This window comes from Leifsonia poae, assembly GCF_050632195.1.
Classification (GTDB): Bacteria; Actinomycetota; Actinomycetes; order Actinomycetales; family Microbacteriaceae; genus Leifsonia; species Leifsonia poae_C.
This window is the reverse complement of record NZ_CP192580.1, coordinates 2,685,982-2,701,374: the sequence shown is the minus strand read 5'-3', so window position 1 is coordinate 2,701,374 and position 15,393 is coordinate 2,685,982. Positions and strand designations below refer to the sequence as shown.

General features: G+C 68.3%; 16 protein-coding genes and 2 pseudogenes. 10 read left to right on the top strand and 8 right to left on the bottom strand.

What is annotated here, in order from left to right; genetic code table 11:
* Positions 1 to 14: 14 nt before the first annotated feature.
* Both ACQ86A_RS13660 and ACQ86A_RS13655 read left to right on the top strand, forming a co-directional pair.
* Entirely contained in the window at positions 15 to 455 is a 441-nt protein-coding gene (locus tag ACQ86A_RS13660) for a helix-turn-helix transcriptional regulator (protein ID WP_431277540.1), read from the top strand.
* Positions 456 to 464: 9 nt separating this feature from the next.
* Positions 465 to 878, top strand: a complete 414-nt coding sequence (locus ACQ86A_RS13655) for a VOC family protein (protein ID WP_431277539.1) — start codon at positions 465 to 467, stop codon at positions 876 to 878.
* A gap of 27 nt (positions 879 to 905) precedes the next feature.
* On the opposite strand, the gene ACQ86A_RS13650 is transcribed toward ACQ86A_RS13655, so the two are convergent.
* The 5 genes and pseudogenes from ACQ86A_RS13650 to alr all read right to left on the bottom strand — a co-directional run bounded on the left by ACQ86A_RS13650 (position 906) and on the right by alr (position 5,505).
* A complete protein-coding gene (locus ACQ86A_RS13650) occupies positions 906 to 1,799 on the bottom strand; it encodes a sucrase ferredoxin (RefSeq protein ID WP_431277538.1) in 894 nt (297 codons plus the stop codon).
* Positions 1,792 to 3,060: a cupin domain-containing protein gene (locus ACQ86A_RS13645; RefSeq protein WP_431277537.1), complete on the bottom strand. Its 1,269-nt coding sequence runs from the start codon at positions 3,058 to 3,060 to the stop codon at positions 1,792 to 1,794. Before ACQ86A_RS13645 ends, ACQ86A_RS13650 begins: the two co-directional genes overlap by 8 nt.
* On the bottom strand, positions 3,060 to 3,314 hold the full coding sequence (locus tag ACQ86A_RS13640) for a BatC protein (protein WP_431277536.1): 255 nt from the start codon (positions 3,312 to 3,314) through the stop codon (positions 3,060 to 3,062). The genes ACQ86A_RS13645 and ACQ86A_RS13640 overlap by 1 nt, the downstream gene beginning before the upstream one ends.
* A gap of 115 nt (positions 3,315 to 3,429) precedes the next feature.
* Complete coding sequence (locus tag ACQ86A_RS13635) at positions 3,430 to 4,443, bottom strand: D-alanine--D-alanine ligase family protein (RefSeq protein WP_431277535.1); 1,014 nt, start codon at positions 4,441 to 4,443, stop codon at positions 3,430 to 3,432.
* Positions 4,436 to 5,505: pseudogene (gene alr, locus ACQ86A_RS13630) on the bottom strand (alanine racemase). Before alr ends, ACQ86A_RS13635 begins: the two are co-directional and overlap by 8 nt.
* A gap of 287 nt (positions 5,506 to 5,792) precedes the next feature.
* Here alr and ACQ86A_RS13625 point away from each other — a divergent pair.
* The 3 genes from ACQ86A_RS13625 to ACQ86A_RS13615 are packed head-to-tail and all read left to right on the top strand — an operon-like array spanning position 5,793 to position 8,426.
* A complete protein-coding gene (locus ACQ86A_RS13625; protein ID WP_431277534.1) occupies positions 5,793 to 6,743 on the top strand; it encodes a MetQ/NlpA family ABC transporter substrate-binding protein in 951 nt (316 codons plus the stop codon).
* Between the two features lie 4 nt (positions 6,744 to 6,747).
* Complete coding sequence (locus tag ACQ86A_RS13620; RefSeq protein ID WP_431277533.1) at positions 6,748 to 7,770, top strand: methionine ABC transporter ATP-binding protein; 1,023 nt, start codon at positions 6,748 to 6,750, stop codon at positions 7,768 to 7,770.
* The gene (locus ACQ86A_RS13615; RefSeq protein ID WP_431277532.1) at positions 7,767 to 8,426 is read left to right on the top strand and encodes a methionine ABC transporter permease; all 660 of its coding nucleotides are present in this window, start codon (positions 7,767 to 7,769) and stop codon (positions 8,424 to 8,426) included. The genes ACQ86A_RS13620 and ACQ86A_RS13615 overlap by 4 nt, the downstream gene beginning before the upstream one ends.
* A gap of 127 nt (positions 8,427 to 8,553) precedes the next feature.
* Here the strand turns inward: ACQ86A_RS13615 and ACQ86A_RS13610 are convergent, their stop codons facing one another.
* Entirely contained in the window at positions 8,554 to 9,264 is a 711-nt protein-coding gene (locus ACQ86A_RS13610) for an NAD(P)-dependent oxidoreductase (RefSeq protein ID WP_431277531.1), read from the bottom strand.
* 45 nt (positions 9,265 to 9,309) lie between these two features.
* On the opposite strand from ACQ86A_RS13610, the gene ACQ86A_RS13605 reads away from it, so the two are divergent.
* Complete coding sequence (locus ACQ86A_RS13605) at positions 9,310 to 9,786, top strand: MarR family winged helix-turn-helix transcriptional regulator (protein WP_431277530.1); 477 nt, start codon at positions 9,310 to 9,312, stop codon at positions 9,784 to 9,786.
* On the opposite strand, the pseudogene rox reads toward ACQ86A_RS13605, so the two are convergent.
* Together rox and ACQ86A_RS13595 are read right to left on the bottom strand one after the other, a co-directional pair.
* Positions 9,783 to 11,206 (bottom strand): annotated as a pseudogene (gene rox / locus ACQ86A_RS13600) (rifampin monooxygenase). The gene ACQ86A_RS13605 and the pseudogene rox overlap by 4 nt on opposite strands.
* A 125-nt stretch (positions 11,207 to 11,331) precedes the next feature.
* On the bottom strand, positions 11,332 to 12,585 hold the full coding sequence (locus ACQ86A_RS13595; protein ID WP_431277529.1) for a citrate/2-methylcitrate synthase: 1,254 nt from the start codon (positions 12,583 to 12,585) through the stop codon (positions 11,332 to 11,334).
* A 61-nt stretch (positions 12,586 to 12,646) separates the two neighbouring features.
* On the opposite strand from ACQ86A_RS13595, the gene ACQ86A_RS13590 reads away from it, so the two are divergent.
* The 4 genes from ACQ86A_RS13590 (at position 12,647) to ACQ86A_RS13575 (ending at position 15,384) form a co-directional block, all read left to right on the top strand.
* Positions 12,647 to 13,807, top strand: coding sequence for a citrate synthase (locus ACQ86A_RS13590; protein WP_431277528.1), 1,161 nt, complete (start codon positions 12,647 to 12,649; stop codon positions 13,805 to 13,807).
* Between the two features lie 47 nt (positions 13,808 to 13,854).
* Positions 13,855 to 14,616 (top strand): COG4705 family protein, encoded by a 762-nt coding sequence (locus ACQ86A_RS13585; RefSeq protein WP_431277527.1) that lies wholly within the window; start codon positions 13,855 to 13,857, stop codon positions 14,614 to 14,616.
* Between the two features lie 26 nt (positions 14,617 to 14,642).
* The gene (locus tag ACQ86A_RS13580; protein ID WP_431277526.1) at positions 14,643 to 14,795 is read left to right on the top strand and encodes a hypothetical protein; all 153 of its coding nucleotides are present in this window, start codon (positions 14,643 to 14,645) and stop codon (positions 14,793 to 14,795) included.
* Positions 14,796 to 14,871: 76 nt separating this feature from the next.
* A complete protein-coding gene (locus ACQ86A_RS13575) occupies positions 14,872 to 15,384 on the top strand; it encodes a mycothiol transferase (RefSeq protein ID WP_431277525.1) in 513 nt (170 codons plus the stop codon).
* The last annotated feature ends 9 nt before the right edge of the window (positions 15,385 to 15,393 follow it).

Genomic DNA, 15,393 nt, shown 5'->3' with positions numbered 1-15,393 from the left:
TGTACGCTCATTTCGTGTCTCCTGAAGAGCTCGCGACGCTCACGCAGCTTCGACGTGCGCGCGACCTGATCGACCGCGAGTACGCGAAGCCGCTCGACGTGCCCACGATCGCGGCGCGCGCCTTCATGTCGCCCGCGCACTTCTCGCGCCAGTTCCGCGCCGCATACGGCGAGACGCCGTACAGCTACCTGATGACCCGTCGGGTCGAGCGTGCCATGGCGCTGCTGCGGGGCGGGATGAGTGTCACCGACGCGTGCATGGCTGTCGGTTGTACATCGCTCGGCTCGTTCAGCACCCGGTTCACCGAATTGCTGGGGGAGACCCCGACCGCATACCGGGCTCGGGAGCACGCAGCGGTGGCGGCCATGCCGTCCTGCGAAGCGAAACAGGTCACCAAGCCGACGCGGAAGAAGCCGAGCAGTTTTGAAGAAGCGCCCAAGGCTGCCGCTTCCTAGATTGGTCCCATGACCATTTCACTTCAGTACTACCACGTCACCGTCAACGACCCCGAAGAGGCGCTGACGTTCTACCGGGACGCGCTCGGCCTCGACATCGTTCAGGATGTGTCCTCGGGCGGCCACCGCTGGATCACCCTCGGCAGCGCCGACCGCCCCGGCACCCAGATCGTGCTCAGCGACCCGCACGCCGGTCGCTCGCAGGCCGACGGGGACACGATCCAGGAGCTGCTGACCAAGGGCGTCATGCCGATGGTCGTGTTCAACACGGACGACATCGACGGTACGTTCGAGCAGCTTCGCGCATCCGGAGCCGAGGTGCTCCAGGAGCCGATCGACCAGCCGTGGGGCCCGCGGGATGCCGCGTTCCGCGACCCGTCGGGCAACATGGTGCGCATTCTGCAGGCGCCGACGCAGGCGTAGTCGCGGGGTCGGTCGCCTGAACCGCGACTATGCCGGCGCGATGGAGATCGCGGCGAACTCGCGCACGCGGCGGGGGATCGTGGCGCCGCAGGTGCTGAGCAGCGGCTCCGAGAGCCGCTCGCCCACCTCGACCGTCACGTTCCCGCTGTCGTGCGCGAGTTCCACGGTCCAGCCGTGCGGATGCGCATGCTCCGACACGACGCTGTATGCGTCGATGCGGTCGTCTCCGGACGCGGCGCGGGCGTACGCCTCCGCGGCCTGGGCGATCGTGGTCAACGACGTGCGGCCCCGAAGATACTCCGGCGCGATCAGACCTGCGTAGTACCGCTCGGCCACCGTCTCGACGTCGGCGGCGGTGACCCGTCCGTAGAGCAGGCCGTGGGGGAACACGATCATCGTGGCTGCGAACCGGTCGCCGCCGAGGTGCGAGCACTCCCACGTCTCCTCGGGATGGCGTCGCGCGAGCTCCTCCACGACCGGACGGCCGCGAACCGCGCAGCACTGGTCGTGGCGCGCGTGCGTGCACACGCAATAGACCGGCTGGTCGCTCTCCTCGCCCGCCGAGCCGTCGAGCGGAAGGGTGAGCAGATCCTCGACACGATCGACCCGGCCCCAACGGATCGATTGGCGCCCGGGTCGGCAGTCCACGATCGCCCACTGCCACGACGTCTGCGATCTGCGCTCCTCCGCCCGAAGGCGCGTGCGACGGATGGCGAGCGGACGGATGCCGGCCGCCTCGGCCCGGGAGACGAGTCGGGCGGCGATCTGGACATCCAGAGCCGAGGAGAAGAACGCGTGCTCGCCCCAGGCGCTCTCGATCTCGACGAGCAACCAGCGCTCGCCGAGACCGGCCGTGCCGGCGAGCGGATCGTTGCGCTCGAGGGACCGGTTGCTGCAGGGCTCCCAGCCCGGCTCAGCCACCGTCGACGACCACCACGACGCCCTCGCGCAGCAGTCGGCGGACGACGACGACCGCGGAATCCAGGTCGAGTTCGGGCAGATCGGAAACAGCGACCGGATTCCGGGACAGCATCCGTTCGACGGCAGGTCCCGCCGCGAGCGGGAGACTGACCGTCTTGGCAGGTAATCGCACGATCACCGCCTCCTCCGTGAACGACACCCGTGGCACCAGCCCGGGGCGAAGCACCACGGAGAGACCCGCTGCGGTCGACGCATCGAGCGCAGCCGTCGCCTCCACGGTCGCGAGCGGGCGAAGCGGGGCGGGCGGAGTGTCCGTGCGACGCTTCGCGCTGAGCCGTTCGGAGACCGCGCGGGTCGTTGCGGCTTCGGCAGCCGCATCGGTGAGGGCGGTCACGAGGTCGGCGAGCGTCGCCTCGACGATCGGTCGCAGCGCATCCGTGTCGGCCGGATCGAAGCCGAGCGGAAGTGACGACCTGAGCGCGGCCGACTCCGCCGCACGCACGATGGCCTCGCGCACGATCTCGTCACGCGTGTAAGCGGCGACGCCGATCGTCAGGTGGATCGAGATGCCACCGAGCGCCGTCGCCGAGTGGATCCAGCCGCGGGGGAGGTAGAGCACGTCCCCCGGTTCGAAGGTGGCGTCGATGGCGGGGGTTCGGGATGCGCGAGCTGCCACGGCCGCTCGGTGGTCGCTCCAGGGCTGGTCCCGCAGCGGATCCGGATGCACGGGCTCGTGGATCGTCCAGTGCTTCTGTCCGTGGATCTGCAGCACGAACACGTCGTGCACGTCGTAGTGGGGGTCGAATCCCCGGGAGGAAGCCGGGGTGATGTACGCGTTCACCTGGCAGGGATGCCCGAGTTCACCCGCCAGCTCCCGCGCGAACTCGGCGATCGGCGGCCAGGTGCGGTGCAGCCCCTGCAGCACGAGTGTCGCGCCGGCGGCGACCTCGGCGAGGACTTTCTCCGAGCTGACCTGGTCGGAGATCTCCGCGCCGAAGCCACCGGGCGCGGTGTAGCGGGCGGGAGGGAGCACATCCCCCTCCTTCGCCATCCGCACGAACGGGGTGCGCAAGGCACGCGACGACACGAGCTCGTCGACATCGTCGCGACTGAACAGATCGGAGAAGTCCTGCCCCAGCTCGCGCGCGGTGGTCAGCAGAGGGCGCTTGCCCCAGTACTCGTCAGCGAAGTCGCCCGTGGCGATCGCGACGCAACGCGAAAGCGCGGGCCGGACATCCGACCCGCGCTCCGTGACGCTCATCAAGCGGATCCGTCGGCGCCGCCGTCGTGTCCGTTCGGGTTGGCGCCGCCGTCGGCGGTGCCTTCGTCGGCTGCCGAGCCGTCGGCTCCGCCGTCGTGTCCGTTCGGGTTCGCGCCGCCGTCGGCCGTGCCCTCGCCACCGGCCGAGCCGTCGGCTCCGCCGTCGTGTCCGCCCGCGTTCGCGCCGCCGTCGGCCGTGCCTTCGCCGGCCGACGCCGCGTTCGTGGTGATGTCGTCGTCGTTGATCGAGCTCATTCCAGCCTCCGTTTCACGCAGTGCGGCGGCGAACGCCGCCAGGCATCAGACTACGCGCGCCGGGTGTCGCGTCAATGGTTCGCTTCGGGCGCGTGCATGGGTCAGAGCGCACGGATCACCGGGCCCCGATCTCGAGCGCCCGGTCGACGAGCACCATCAGCAGTTCCGGATAGTCGACCCCGTCGGCCGCGCACAGCCGAGGGAAATGTGAGTGCGCGGTCAGGCCCGGCATCGTGTTGATCTCGTTGAGGAATACGTCGCCGTCTGGCGTGAGAAAGAAGTCGACGCGGGCGAGACCGTCAGCGTCGATCGTCTCGAACGCGCGCATGGCCAGCTCGCGCATCCTGTCGACCGCATCCCTGTCGACGGGGCCGGGAATCTGGATGGTCGGGCCGGAACCGCTGTACTTGCCGGCGTAATCGAAGAAGCCGTCGCTCACCCGCACCAGGGACGGCCCGGTCGTGATCGTTCGCCCACCGGGCTTGCGGTAGACGCCGATACTGACCTCGTCGGCCGTCACAGCAGGCTGCACCAGAGCGTGCCGGTCGTGAGCGAGCGCCGTGCGCACCGCGGGCGCGAGCTCGTCGAGTTCGGTGACCCGGGATGCTCCCACGCTGGAGCCCGCCCGATTCGGCTTCACGAAGAGCGGCAGGGGCAGGCCGCGAACCGCTGCGGGCAAGTCGGGCAGCGAGATGACCGTGCGGGTCTCCACCATCGGGACGCCGGCCGCCGACGCGACATGCCAGGTCATCCGCTTGTCCATCGCTATCGCGCTCGCCAGCACGCCGGAACCGATGTACGGGAGCCCGGCCAGCTCGATGGCGCCCTGCACCGTGCCGTCTTCACCGTAGCGACCGTGCAGCAGAGGGAAGACGACGTCGACGCCGCGCCACAGCTCGGGGCGGGGGCCGCGCGGCAGGGCGGTGCCCTCGCCCGCACGCACTTCGGTGCCCGGGCCGGTCGCCTCGACCGGGTGCCAGACTCCGCCGCGGTCGATGCCGATCGGGCGCACGACGTAACCGAGCTCGCGCAGGGCGTCGACCGCATCCCGAGCGGACCTGACGGAGACCTCGTGTTCGGAGTTCGCGCCGCCGTAGAGGACGGCGACAGTGGTGTGACCGTTAGGCAACTCGGGCCGCCCCTCGGTGGATGCGCTGCACGCGCGGGCCGATGCCGGTCATGATCTCCTGCGGGATCGTCTCGGCCCAATACGCCCATTCGGCGAGGCCGGGCTCGCCGGCATCCGGATCGCCGATCACCACCACGTCGTCGCCCTCTTCGACCTCGTCGGCGACGGGTCCGGCGTCGACGATCAGCTGATCCATGGATACCCGGCCCACCACACGGCAGCGCCGGCCCCGCAGCATCACCTCAGCCCGATCGCCGGCGAGCCGGGGATGCCGTCGGCGTAGCCGAGCGGGACGAGCGCGAGGGTGGTCTCGCTCGCGGTCTGATAGCCACCGCCGTACGAGACGGGCGTGCCCGCGGAGACCCGCCGGAGCTGTACGACCCGCGAGGTCAGCCGAAGCGCGGGACGCAACGGGAAATGCTGGCCGTCGACCGGTTGCACGCCGAACAGTGCCTGCCCACAGCGCACGAGCGAGAAGCGGGTCGACGGATGCGCGAGCGCGGCCCCCGAACTCGCCAGATGCAGCACCTCGGGGGTGAGACCCGCTTGGGCCGCGACGACCGCCGCGTCGGTAAAGGCGTCGACCGCGCTCGCCGTCGCCGACGGGTGGGACTCGTTCGCGCGGGCCAGGTGCGACCAGACGCCGACGACCCGGAGGGCTCCGAACCGTTCCTCCTCGGCGGCGAGCCGGCAGAGGTCTGCCCACTCCTGTGGGTCTGCCCCGCTGCGCGAGAGGCCCGTATCGATCTCGAGATGGACCCGCGCCGTGATCCCGAGGCGCCGCGCCTCGGCCACGATCGCCTCAAGGAGGCTCTCGGTCGAGCATCCGAGTTCGACGCCGAGACGGATGGCCGAAGCGAGGTCACTGCGCGCATCCACCAGCCACGCGAGCACTCGCGCGACGATACCGGACGAGCGAAGTTTGAGCGCTTCATCGACGGTGGCGACTCCGAGGGCGGTGGCGCCGCCGCGGAGTGCGGTGCGCGCGACCTGGGCCATCCCGAGCCCGAAGCCCTCGGCTTTGACGACGGCCATCACGGGCACCCCGGCGATGGACCGCATGAGCTCGGTGTTGTGGGCGATGGCGTCGTGGTCCACGGTGAGAGTGGCGAACGGAGCGATGTGAGGCACGGTGTCGCGCGCCGAACGCGCGGACGAGATCAAATCCATAGCTTGACGATAAGGATCGGCCGAACGCAGGCACATCCGTCGACAGATGTATGGGGATACCCCGCTGGTCGTCACATTTCGGAACACGGTTTGAGGGTCGGGCGCGATTCAGGAGAGGCTCGACCTGCCGCCAAACAGCGCGCCGGCATCCCACATCCCGTACCGAAAGAGGCACAGCCATGTCCGAAGCCACCCCGCCCACCCGCTCATTGCCCGACAAGCCCAAGTCGAGGACAGGCTGGATCGTCGGCATCGGGATCGCCGTCGTCGCGATCATCGTCGCCGTCGTCCTCGTGATCGTGAACATCTCGGGATCGTCGTCATCGACGGCGGCCGACAAGCGCGTCACGGTCAAGATCGGCACCACCGAGCAGGCTGCACCGTGGTGGAAGCCGCTGAAGACGGCCGCGGCGAAAGAGGGGATCGACATCACGGTCGTCGGCTTCAGCGACTACACGCAGGCCAATCCGGCGCTCAGCACCAAGCAGATCGACCTGAACCTGTTCCAGCACCTCCAGTTCCTCGCGAACTACAACGTGAACGCGAACGACACGCTCACGCCGATCGGCTCGACCCTGGTCGTTCCGCTTCCGCTGTACTCCGACAAGTACAAGTCGGTCGACGAGTTGCCGCAGGGCGCCAAGATCGCCATCCCGAACGACACGACCAACCAGGCCCGCGCCCTGCTCGTGCTGCAGAAGGCCGGACTGCTGAAGCTCAAGGACGGCGGCAACGCGCTCTCCACGCCTGCCGACATCCTGGCCGGCGAGTCCAAGGTCACCGTCATCCCGGTCGACGCGCAACAGACCGCTCCCGCCCTGAAGTCGTCCGACGCGGCGATCATCAACAACAACTTCGCGCTGACCGCCGGAATCGACCCGTCGTCGGCCATCTTCAAGGACGACCCCTCGAGCTCGTCCGCCGAGCCGTACATCAACACGTTCGTCGCCCGCGCCGCGGACAAGAACAACAAGACGTACCTCAAGATCGCCGAGCTCTACCACACCAAGGCTGTGGAGGACGCTGTGCTCGCCGATTCGAAGAACACCGCGGTCATCGTCAAGCGACCGAACGCCGACCTCGAAAAGATCCTCGCCGACCTCGAGAAGACGATCAAGGCGGCCAAGTAACGCCATGCCCCTCATCGAGTTCCGCGACGTCACGAAGACCTTCCGTTCCGGCGACACGACGGTCACAGCCGTCGACGGCATCAGCCTCGCCGTCGAGCGCGGCGAGATCTTCGGGATCATCGGATACTCGGGTGCAGGCAAGAGCACGCTCGTGCGCCTCATCAACGCGCTCGAGCGTGCGACGGCCGGCGCCATCCTGATCGACGACGTGGACATCACGCAGCTTCCGGAATCGAAGCTGCGCGGTGTCCGCGCCGGCATCGGGATGATCTTCCAGCAGTTCAACCTGTTCCGTTCCCGCACCGTGTTCGGCAACGTCGCATACCCGCTGAAGGTCGCGGGGTGGCCCAAGGCGAAGCGCAAGGCCCGTGTGACCGAGCTTCTCGACTTCGTCGGCCTGACCGATAAGGCGTGGAACTACCCCGACCAGCTCTCCGGCGGTCAGAAGCAGCGCGTGGGTATCGCCCGCGCCCTGGCGACCAACCCGGCCATCCTGCTCGCCGACGAGTCGACGAGCGCCCTCGACCCCGAGACGACTGCCGAGGTTCTGCGCCTGCTGAAACGCGTCAACGCCGAACTCGGCGTCACCATCGTCGTGATCACTCACGAGATGGAGGTTGTGCGGTCGATCGCCGACCGGGTCGCCGTTCTCGACGGCGGGCGCGTCATCGAGACGGGCAGTGTCTTCGAGGTGTTCTCGAATCCCCAGACGGTCACGTCTCAGCGGTTCGTCGGCACGGTGCTCAAGAACAAGCCGGCCTCGGCCGACATCGAGCGGTTGCGGGGCAAGCACTCCGGGCGCATCGTGTCGGCGCGCATCCACGACGACGGACGGCTCGGAGCCGTGCTGTCGGATGCGGTGGGTCGTCACAACGTGCGCTTCGAGATCGTCTACGGCGGCATCAGCGCGCTGCAGGGTCGCTCGTTCGGAAGCCTCACCCTGGAACTGCTCGGCGACGATGCGGGTGTGGATGCACTGATCGCCGACCTCCGCCAGGTCACCGAGGTCGAGGAGGTGGCGGCATGAGCGACTGGAGCACCCTCTGGCCGGTGTACCTGGAGTCGATCGGGCAGACCCTCTGGATGGTCACCGAGACGCTCGTGCTCGGCGGGATCTTCGGGCTCGCCCTCGGCGTGCTGCTGTACACGACGCGGCGCGGCGGGCTGCTCGAGAACCGCTGGTTCTCGGGCATCCTGAACGTGGTCGTGAACTTCTTCCGGCCGATCCCGTTCATCATCTTCATGACCGCGGTGGCGCCGCTGACGTTGGCGCTGTTCGGGACCTTCATTGGCACGTCGGCCGCCATCTTCCCGATGACGATCGCCGCGACGTTCGGGATCTCGCGCATCGTGGAGCAGAACCTCGTGACCATCGATCCGGGCGTGATCGAGGCCGCACGCGCCATGGGTGCCGGGCCCCTCAGGATCATCTTCACCCTGCTCATCCCGGAGGCTCTGGGCCCGCTCATCCTGGGCTACACCTTCGTGTTCGTCGCCATCGTTGACCTCTCGGCGATCGCGGGCGGACTCGGCGGCGGCGGACTCGGCAACTTCTCGATCGCCTACGGCTACCAGCGCTACGACTGGGCCGTCACCTGGCTGGCCGTCATCACGATCATCGTGCTCGTGCAGGCCGCCCAATTCCTCGGCAGCTGGCTCGCCCGCAAAGCCCTCCGCCGCTGACGCTCGCTCCGCTCCGCTGCCGCTCCGCTGCAAACGCAATCGACTACAGGAGAAATCCCCACTCCGGATCCTCCGAGTGGGGATTTCTCCTGTAGTCGATTGCGTTAGGTGCGGGGAGGGGGCGGGGCTAGTTGCGTTGGAAGGCTTCTTGGCGCATGAGGTCGAGCACGCGGGGCTGCGGGTCGACGGTGGCGACGGCCATTGTTTTGCGAGACCAGTGGCGGTCCGCGTCGGTCACGACTCGGAGCAGGGCGTCGGCGAGATCGGCCCGCGATGTGTACTGGCGCGGAAGGAAGCCCTCGGCCGTCTCGTACGCGGTCACCGCATCCGTCTCGAACAGGCCGGAGGGACGCGCAATCGTCCAGTCGAGGTCGCTCGCCATGACGAGTTGCTCCATCCGGAGCATGTCGGCGTAGGTCTCCCGACCGAGAGTCTTGGTGATGAGAGGCTTCAGTACCTTCTCGAAGAAGAAGCCGCCGCCGGTGTCGTGGAATCGTGTCGCCGGGTCGGTCGCGCTCGAACTCACGCAGACGAGTCGGCTGATTCCCTCAGAGCGCATGGCTTCAACGATCGTGCCCGTTCCCTGCGAGTAGATGCTGATCGGCTTGCGGCTGTACGGAACGCCGAGCGTCGAGATCACAGCGCCTGCACCCTCGATCGCGCGACGCACGTCACCGAGGTCGTAGGCATCGCCGGCGACCACCCGCAGGTTCGGATGCTCGAACGGGAAGGTCTCCGGATGCCGCGTCACGGCTGTCACAGGATGCCCGGCCTCGGCCGCAAAACGCGCCACCAGCCGGCCTGTCCCGCCGTTCGCACCGAAGACGGCTATGTTCATGATGACTCCTTCACTCGAACGCGTATAATACGAAAACGGTATCATATGAAAACCAAAACAGATAACCGCCGTCGCGCGGGCGCTGAGATCAAACGCACGCTGCGCGAGCTCAACAACCAGGTCGCGCTGCTCAACAACCAGGTCGGCGCCCGAGTCGACCTGCGCCCGCTCGACCTCGACTGTCTCGACGTCATCGCCATCCATGGTCCGCTGAGCCCGAGCGACCTCGCTCGCCGAGCCGGCCTGCATCCTGCGACCATCACGGGAATCCTCGACCGCCTCGAGAAGAACGGCTGGATCGCGCGCGAACGGGACGACAACGACCGTCGCGCCATACGCGTGCGCGCGCTGCCCGCCCGCGCCGGCGAACTGTTCCACTTATACGGCGGGATGAACGACTCGATGGACGAGATTTTCGCCGACTACGACGAGGCGCAGCTCGCCACCCTCGCCGACTTCCTGACCCGCGCGGTCGCCGCCGGGCGCGTGGCGACGAGTGATCTCGCCGAGTCCGCTCCCTAGGCCGCTCCGAACCAGGTGGGGATGTGGTGCTCGAGGTCGTCCTGATCGGCCCCGATCCAGGCGACGTGGCCGTCCGGCCGGAGCAGGACAGCGGGTGCGTCGAGCTCGACGCTCACCTCGGCGACGTAGTCGACCCGGTCCGCCCATCCTGAGACCGACAGCTTGCCGGTCTGATCGAGTAGGAGACCGCGACCGTCTCGCATGAGTTCGTAGAGCCGTCCGCGCGAGAGCGGAAGGTCGGGCAGCCGCTTGCCAAGCAGTTCCGGGCCCTCGCCGAAGGAGTACCGGATGCCCGTCCCGGTGATCTTCTCGGCGAAGAAGCGCGCGACATCGTCGAACTCCATGAGGTCGGTCAGCAGGCGGCGGACGGCCTGCGGTCCGGGCTCGGGGAGAGCAGCTCGGCCTGCGCACGGGTAGTGGTCAACACGTCGTCGGCGACCGGGCGCCGCTCGATTTCGTAGGTGTCGAGCAGCCCGCCGGGCGCCCAACCGTCGATTTGGGCGGCGAGCTTCCAGCCGAGATTGAACGCATCCTGGATGCCCAGATTGAGTCCCTGGCCGCCCAGCGGTGGGTGCACATGGGCTGCATCCCCGGCCAGTAGCGCTCGCCCGACCCTGTAGCGGTCGGCCAGCCGAGTCGCGTCGGTGAAGCGGGTGACCGAGCGCGGAGAGTGCGCACCGAAATCCGTTCCCGCGTACGCACGAAGCTGCGTCTTGAACTCGTCCAGGGTCGGCGCGACCGTGCGATCCTCAGCAACGCTCGCTGCCGGCACGACGGCGCGGTACAGCCCGTCCCCGGTGGGGCCGATGCCTAAACCCCTGTGGGTCTTGCGAACCTCCTCCGACACGGCCGCCACCTCGTCAGCGTCCGCGGTCACCTCCAGCTCGCCGAGCAGCCACTCCGTCGTTGCAGGCTGGCCGGGAAACCCGATGCCGAGAAGGCGACGTACCAGGCTTCGTCCGCCGTCGCAGCCGACGAGCCAGCGCGAGCGCAGCCGTTCATCGTCCGCGAGCTCGACGGTCACCGCGTCATCGTCCTGTTCGAGTCCCGTCACCTCGGCGCCGCGCCGAATCTGTGCGCCGAGCTCAGCGGCGTGCTCGGCCAACAGCCGATCGGTGACCGGCTGCGGGATGCCCAGGATGTACGCGTGCGCCGTGTCGAGGCTCACCGGATGCGGGCTCACGATCCCGGCGAAACGGCCGACGACTCCCGGATACTGCTGCCCGTTCGCGAGAAACCGTTGCAGCAGCCCGCGCTGATCCAGGATCTCGATGGAGCGCGGGTGCAGGCCGAGCGAGCGGACAAGCTTGGTCGGCTCCGCATCCCGCTCCAGCACCAGCACGTCCACGCCGTGCAGCCGTAGCTCAGCGGCCAGCATCATCCCCGTCGGCCCACCGCCGCTGATGATCACATCGAACATCCGACACCCCGAATCCGCGGGAGTTGTGACCGCGGCCAACCATTCTGGTCGCTGGAGGGGGCCTTGCGGCAAGCCCCCTGGCCAGACGTATCCTGAAAGTGGGGATGGCCGTCAAGCACTCGCCGTCAGCCGACGTAGCGCCCCACCGGGCGAAGGCGCAGCGGACGCCTCGAGTACTCGTCGAGCGCGTGCACGATCCAGCCGACCGTGCGAGCCGTGGCGAAGATCACCTCGCCCGCATCCTCGATCATCCCGTTCGCGAGCGCGACGGCGGCCAGGGCGAGGTCGACGTTCGGGTGCGTGCCCGTGCGCGATCCGACGATCGCGGCGACCCGCTCCACCGCCTCGACGACGTCAGCGGCTTCAGGATGCTCGCGCAGCATCCCGAGCAGCCCGACACCGCGCGGGTCGGCTCCGCGGTACAGCACCTGCCCGAATCCCGGCACCGTGCCCCGGCCGCTGACCATCGTGTCGGCGATGACGCGCTCAGGATGCTCGCCCGCGAGCACCCGCGCGAGCATCCTGTGCGCTGCACGGCTGGCGTTGCCGTGCAGCGGAGAGTCGAGGGCGCCGAGGCCGGCTGTGACGACCGCATACGGATTCGCGCGTGCAGAGGCCGCTGCCCGCGCCGCGAGCGTCGAGATCGCGATGTCGTGGTCGATCAGCAGCACGAGTGCCGCGTCGAGTTCTCGCACGCCCTCGGTCGTGACCGGACGATCGGTGAGTCGCGTCCACAAGCGCTCGGCGATGGAGGCATCGTCGTCCCCGCCGACGGCACCCTCACCGACCGGAGAAGCACCGCCGACGAGCGGAAGCACCTCGACCATCCCGGCAACGAGCGCTTCCACAGCCGACACGACGACGTCCGTCTCCAACGAGTACCGAAGCGGGTCTGCCGCAGCAAGTGCCGTGACAGCGACCTGCTGCCGATCGCGGTGAGTCGCGGCGGCCGGCATAGCATCCGCGACATGTCCGGCTGGCACGACAGCGGGACGGGCGACGGTGAATCGAGCCTCTGCATCCGAGACGCCCGTGAGCGCCCAGTGCGCAACGGTCTCGAACGAGGAGTTCCGAGCGAGTTCGACCGCCTCGCGGTCGCGGTAGTAGAGGTCGCCGTCTTCGATGTGGGCAAATCCGGTCTCGATGACCATGAGCGGCCGGCCGTCGGAGTGGGCCCTGGCTGCCGACGGCGCTGCCGCGGACCGCTGGCGCCTGTTGGCCGCGAAGCGCTCCACCTCCAGCGGATCGAACGTCGAGCCAGCGGCGGTCCGGATGCGGCTCAGCCGTCCGCGAGCAACATAGGCGTAGAGGGTCTCCAGCTTGATGCCGAGGCGTTCCGCCGTCTGCTCGGCGGTCAGCGCGGGGAGTTCCTCGGTCATGCTCCTCCAGGTTGATCGAATCAACGTTGACGATGCATTGATACGTGCTCACACTAGACCCATGCGCACCGACCGGATGGATGACACCCTCATCGACGTACCCCGCGGCCTGACCAACGTGGTCGCGGCCGAGACCGTCCTCGGCGACGTCCGCGGGCACGAAGGCTTCTACCACTACCGCCAGTACTCAGCGATCGACCTGGCTTCGCGGCGGACGTTCGAGGAGTCTTGGCACCTGCTGTTGTTCGGCTGGCTTCCGAGTGCTGAGGAGCTCGATGCGTTCCGCGTCCGCATCGCCCGCGCCCGTGACATCCCTGCCCCGGTCGCCGATCTGCTGCCGTCGATCGCCGCACTGACCCGAGGAGCAGATGCTTTGGCCGGGGTGCGCATTGCGCTTGCCGCGCTCGCCGCGCATGACCGCATCCGCCCGCTCTACGACGAAGACGAGGACGCCCGCATCGTCGATGCGATCCGCGTCAGCGCCGTCACCCCGGTACTGCTCGCCACCTTGCACGCTCTCGCCGGCGGCCGCGAGCCGCTCCGATCGCGCGCAGACCTCGGGCACGTCGCGAACTACCTGTACCTCGTCACGGGTGAGGTTCCGGATGCGCAACGCGAGCACGCGGTCAGCGCGTACATGACAGCCGCGATAGACCATGGCTTCAACGCGTCGACCTTCACGGCTCGCGTGATCGCCTCCACCGGGGCCGACCTCGCCGCCGCCGTCGTGGGCGCCCTCGGGTCGCTGTCGGGACCGCTGCACGGCGGAGCTCCGAGTCGGGCGCTCGACACCCTCGACGAGATCGGCACGCCCGACCGCATCGACGCCTGGGTGACCGAGACTCTCCTCACGGGCGGTCGCGTGATGGGTTTCGGCCATGCGGTTTACCGCACGGAGGACCCGCGCTCCCGGATGCTGCGCGGCATCGCCGAGAACATCGGCGGACCCCGCGTGGAATTCGCCGTCACGGTTGAGGGACGTGTACTCGAACTATTGGCCGAGCTGAAGCCCGGCCGTGAGCTTCACACGAACGTGGAGTTCTACGCCGCCATCGTGATGGAGGCGTGCGGGATCCCGCGGGAGATGTTCACCCCGACGTTCGCCGCGGCCCGCGTGGTCGGCTGGGGTGCTCACATCCTGGAGCAGTCGCGCGAGGGCAAGATCGTGCGCCCGTCGTCGCGGTACATCGGTCCGGCCGCGCCCGTTCCGCTTCCGGACTGAGGGCGCATCTCAGTCGTTTCTTAGAGCAGCGCTGCCAGAGTGTGCCGGTGCTGCGCAACAAAGTCCCCGAAGTCACCGCCCTGTTCTGGGTGGCCAAAGTGCTGACCACGGCGATGGGGGAGACGACGTCCGACTTCCTCGTCCATCAGATCGCCCCGCCGATCGCGGTGGCGTACGCCGCGGTCGTGCTCGCGGCTACGCTGGCGCTGCAGTTTGCGGTTCGCCGGTACATCCCGTGGGTCTATTGGCTGGCCGTGCTCATGGTCGCGGTGTTCTGCACGATGGTCGCGGATGTGATCCACGTGCAGTTCGGTGTGCCGTACCTCGTCTCCACGTCGGTGTTCCTGGTGATCCTCGCCGCGGTGTTCGCCGTCTGGTATCGGACGCAGCGCACGCTGTCGGTGCACCACATCGACACGCGCCCGCGCGAGTTCTTCTACTGGGCCGCGGTGATGACGACCTTCGCACTCGGAACGGCCGTCGGCGACCTGACGGCGGTCACGTTCAGCCTCGGCTACCTGGCGTCGGGCATCCTGTTCGGGGTGCTGTTCGCGATCCCGGGCATCGCTTACCGCTGGTGGGGGCTTGGCGCCACGGCAGCCTTCTGGATGTCGTACATCCTGACCCGTCCATTCGGTGCCTCGCTCTCCGACTGGCTGGCCCTTCCGCCGTCGCGCCACGGCCTCGGCCTGGGCACCGGCATGGTGAGTCTCGTGCTCCTCTGCGGCATCGTCGTGTGCGTATCCGTCATGTCCTCACGCCGTCGCCGTGCCCCGCGCGGCGAAGTAACCGACGCCGTCGTCGCCTGACCTGATTACCCGAGGCGGAGGCGACGATGACGGGCAAGACCGTGTGGAGCGTGTCTGTCGCGAGCGTGCTGATCGCAGTATCCGGATTCGCAGTGGGCTTCCTCTTGCAGAGCGAACGCTGGCGTCGCTTCGGAGAACCGCCCACCCCCGCGGACGGGTGGCCGCGAGGGCGACGATGATGCCTGTCGTCGGGTCCGTCGTGGGATGAGCGTAGCGTGCAGGGTGACGACGACACCGTCGATGAGAGGACCTGCCGTGACCGCATCCATCGACCTGCTCACCGACGCCTTCGACCGCATCGCCCAGACCGTCCACCGAACCGTCGACGGTGCCGATGCGGCGCTTCTGTCCGGCCGCGTCGATCCGGATGCCAACTCGATCGCCTGGCTCGTCTGGCATCTGACCCGCATTCAGGATGACCACGTCTCCGAGGTGGCAGGGCTCCCGCAGGCGTGGCACGAGAACGGCTGGGAAGGCCGATTCGCGCTGCCGTTCGACTCCCACGACACCGGCTACGGCCACTCGTCCGCCGACGTCGCCGAGGTCGGCAAAGTGAGCGCGCAGCGCCTGCTCGGCTATCACGACGACGTGCACGAGCGAACCGTGGCCTTCTTGGGCACGCTCGCCGACGACGACTTCGCCCGGGTGGTCGATGAGAACTGGAGCCCTCCCGTCACGCTGGGGGTGCGGCTTGTCAGCGTGATCTCCGACGATCTGCAGCACGCAGGTCAGGCCGCTTACGTGCGCGGCGTACTCGAACGGCAATGACGCGGATGC

What these genes read in the sequence shown, in the direction of transcription:
- ACQ86A_RS13640 (WP_431277536.1), bottom strand. Translation starts at nt 3,314, where the DNA reads ATGAGCTCGATCAACGACGACGACATCACCACGAACGCGGCGTCGGCC.
- ACQ86A_RS13595 (WP_431277529.1), bottom strand. Translation starts at nt 12,585, where the DNA reads ATGACCGAGGAACTCCCCGCGCTGACCGCCGAGCAGACGGCGGAACGC.
- ACQ86A_RS13580 (WP_431277526.1), top strand. Translation starts at nt 14,643, where the DNA reads ATGACGGGCAAGACCGTGTGGAGCGTGTCTGTCGCGAGCGTGCTGATC.
- ACQ86A_RS13610 (WP_431277531.1), bottom strand. Translation starts at nt 9,264, where the DNA reads ATGAACATAGCCGTCTTCGGTGCGAACGGCGGGACAGGCCGGCTGGTG.
- ACQ86A_RS13615 (WP_431277532.1), top strand. Translation starts at nt 7,767, where the DNA reads ATGAGCGACTGGAGCACCCTCTGGCCGGTGTACCTGGAGTCGATCGGG.
- ACQ86A_RS13605 (WP_431277530.1), top strand. Translation starts at nt 9,310, where the DNA reads ATGAAAACCAAAACAGATAACCGCCGTCGCGCGGGCGCTGAGATCAAA.
- ACQ86A_RS13620 (WP_431277533.1), top strand. Translation starts at nt 6,748, where the DNA reads ATGCCCCTCATCGAGTTCCGCGACGTCACGAAGACCTTCCGTTCCGGC.
- ACQ86A_RS13625 (WP_431277534.1), top strand. Translation starts at nt 5,793, where the DNA reads ATGTCCGAAGCCACCCCGCCCACCCGCTCATTGCCCGACAAGCCCAAG.
- ACQ86A_RS13590 (WP_431277528.1), top strand. Translation starts at nt 12,647, where the DNA reads ATGCGCACCGACCGGATGGATGACACCCTCATCGACGTACCCCGCGGC.
- ACQ86A_RS13655 (WP_431277539.1), top strand. Translation starts at nt 465, where the DNA reads ATGACCATTTCACTTCAGTACTACCACGTCACCGTCAACGACCCCGAA.
- ACQ86A_RS13645 (WP_431277537.1), bottom strand. Translation starts at nt 3,060, where the DNA reads ATGAGCGTCACGGAGCGCGGGTCGGATGTCCGGCCCGCGCTTTCGCGT.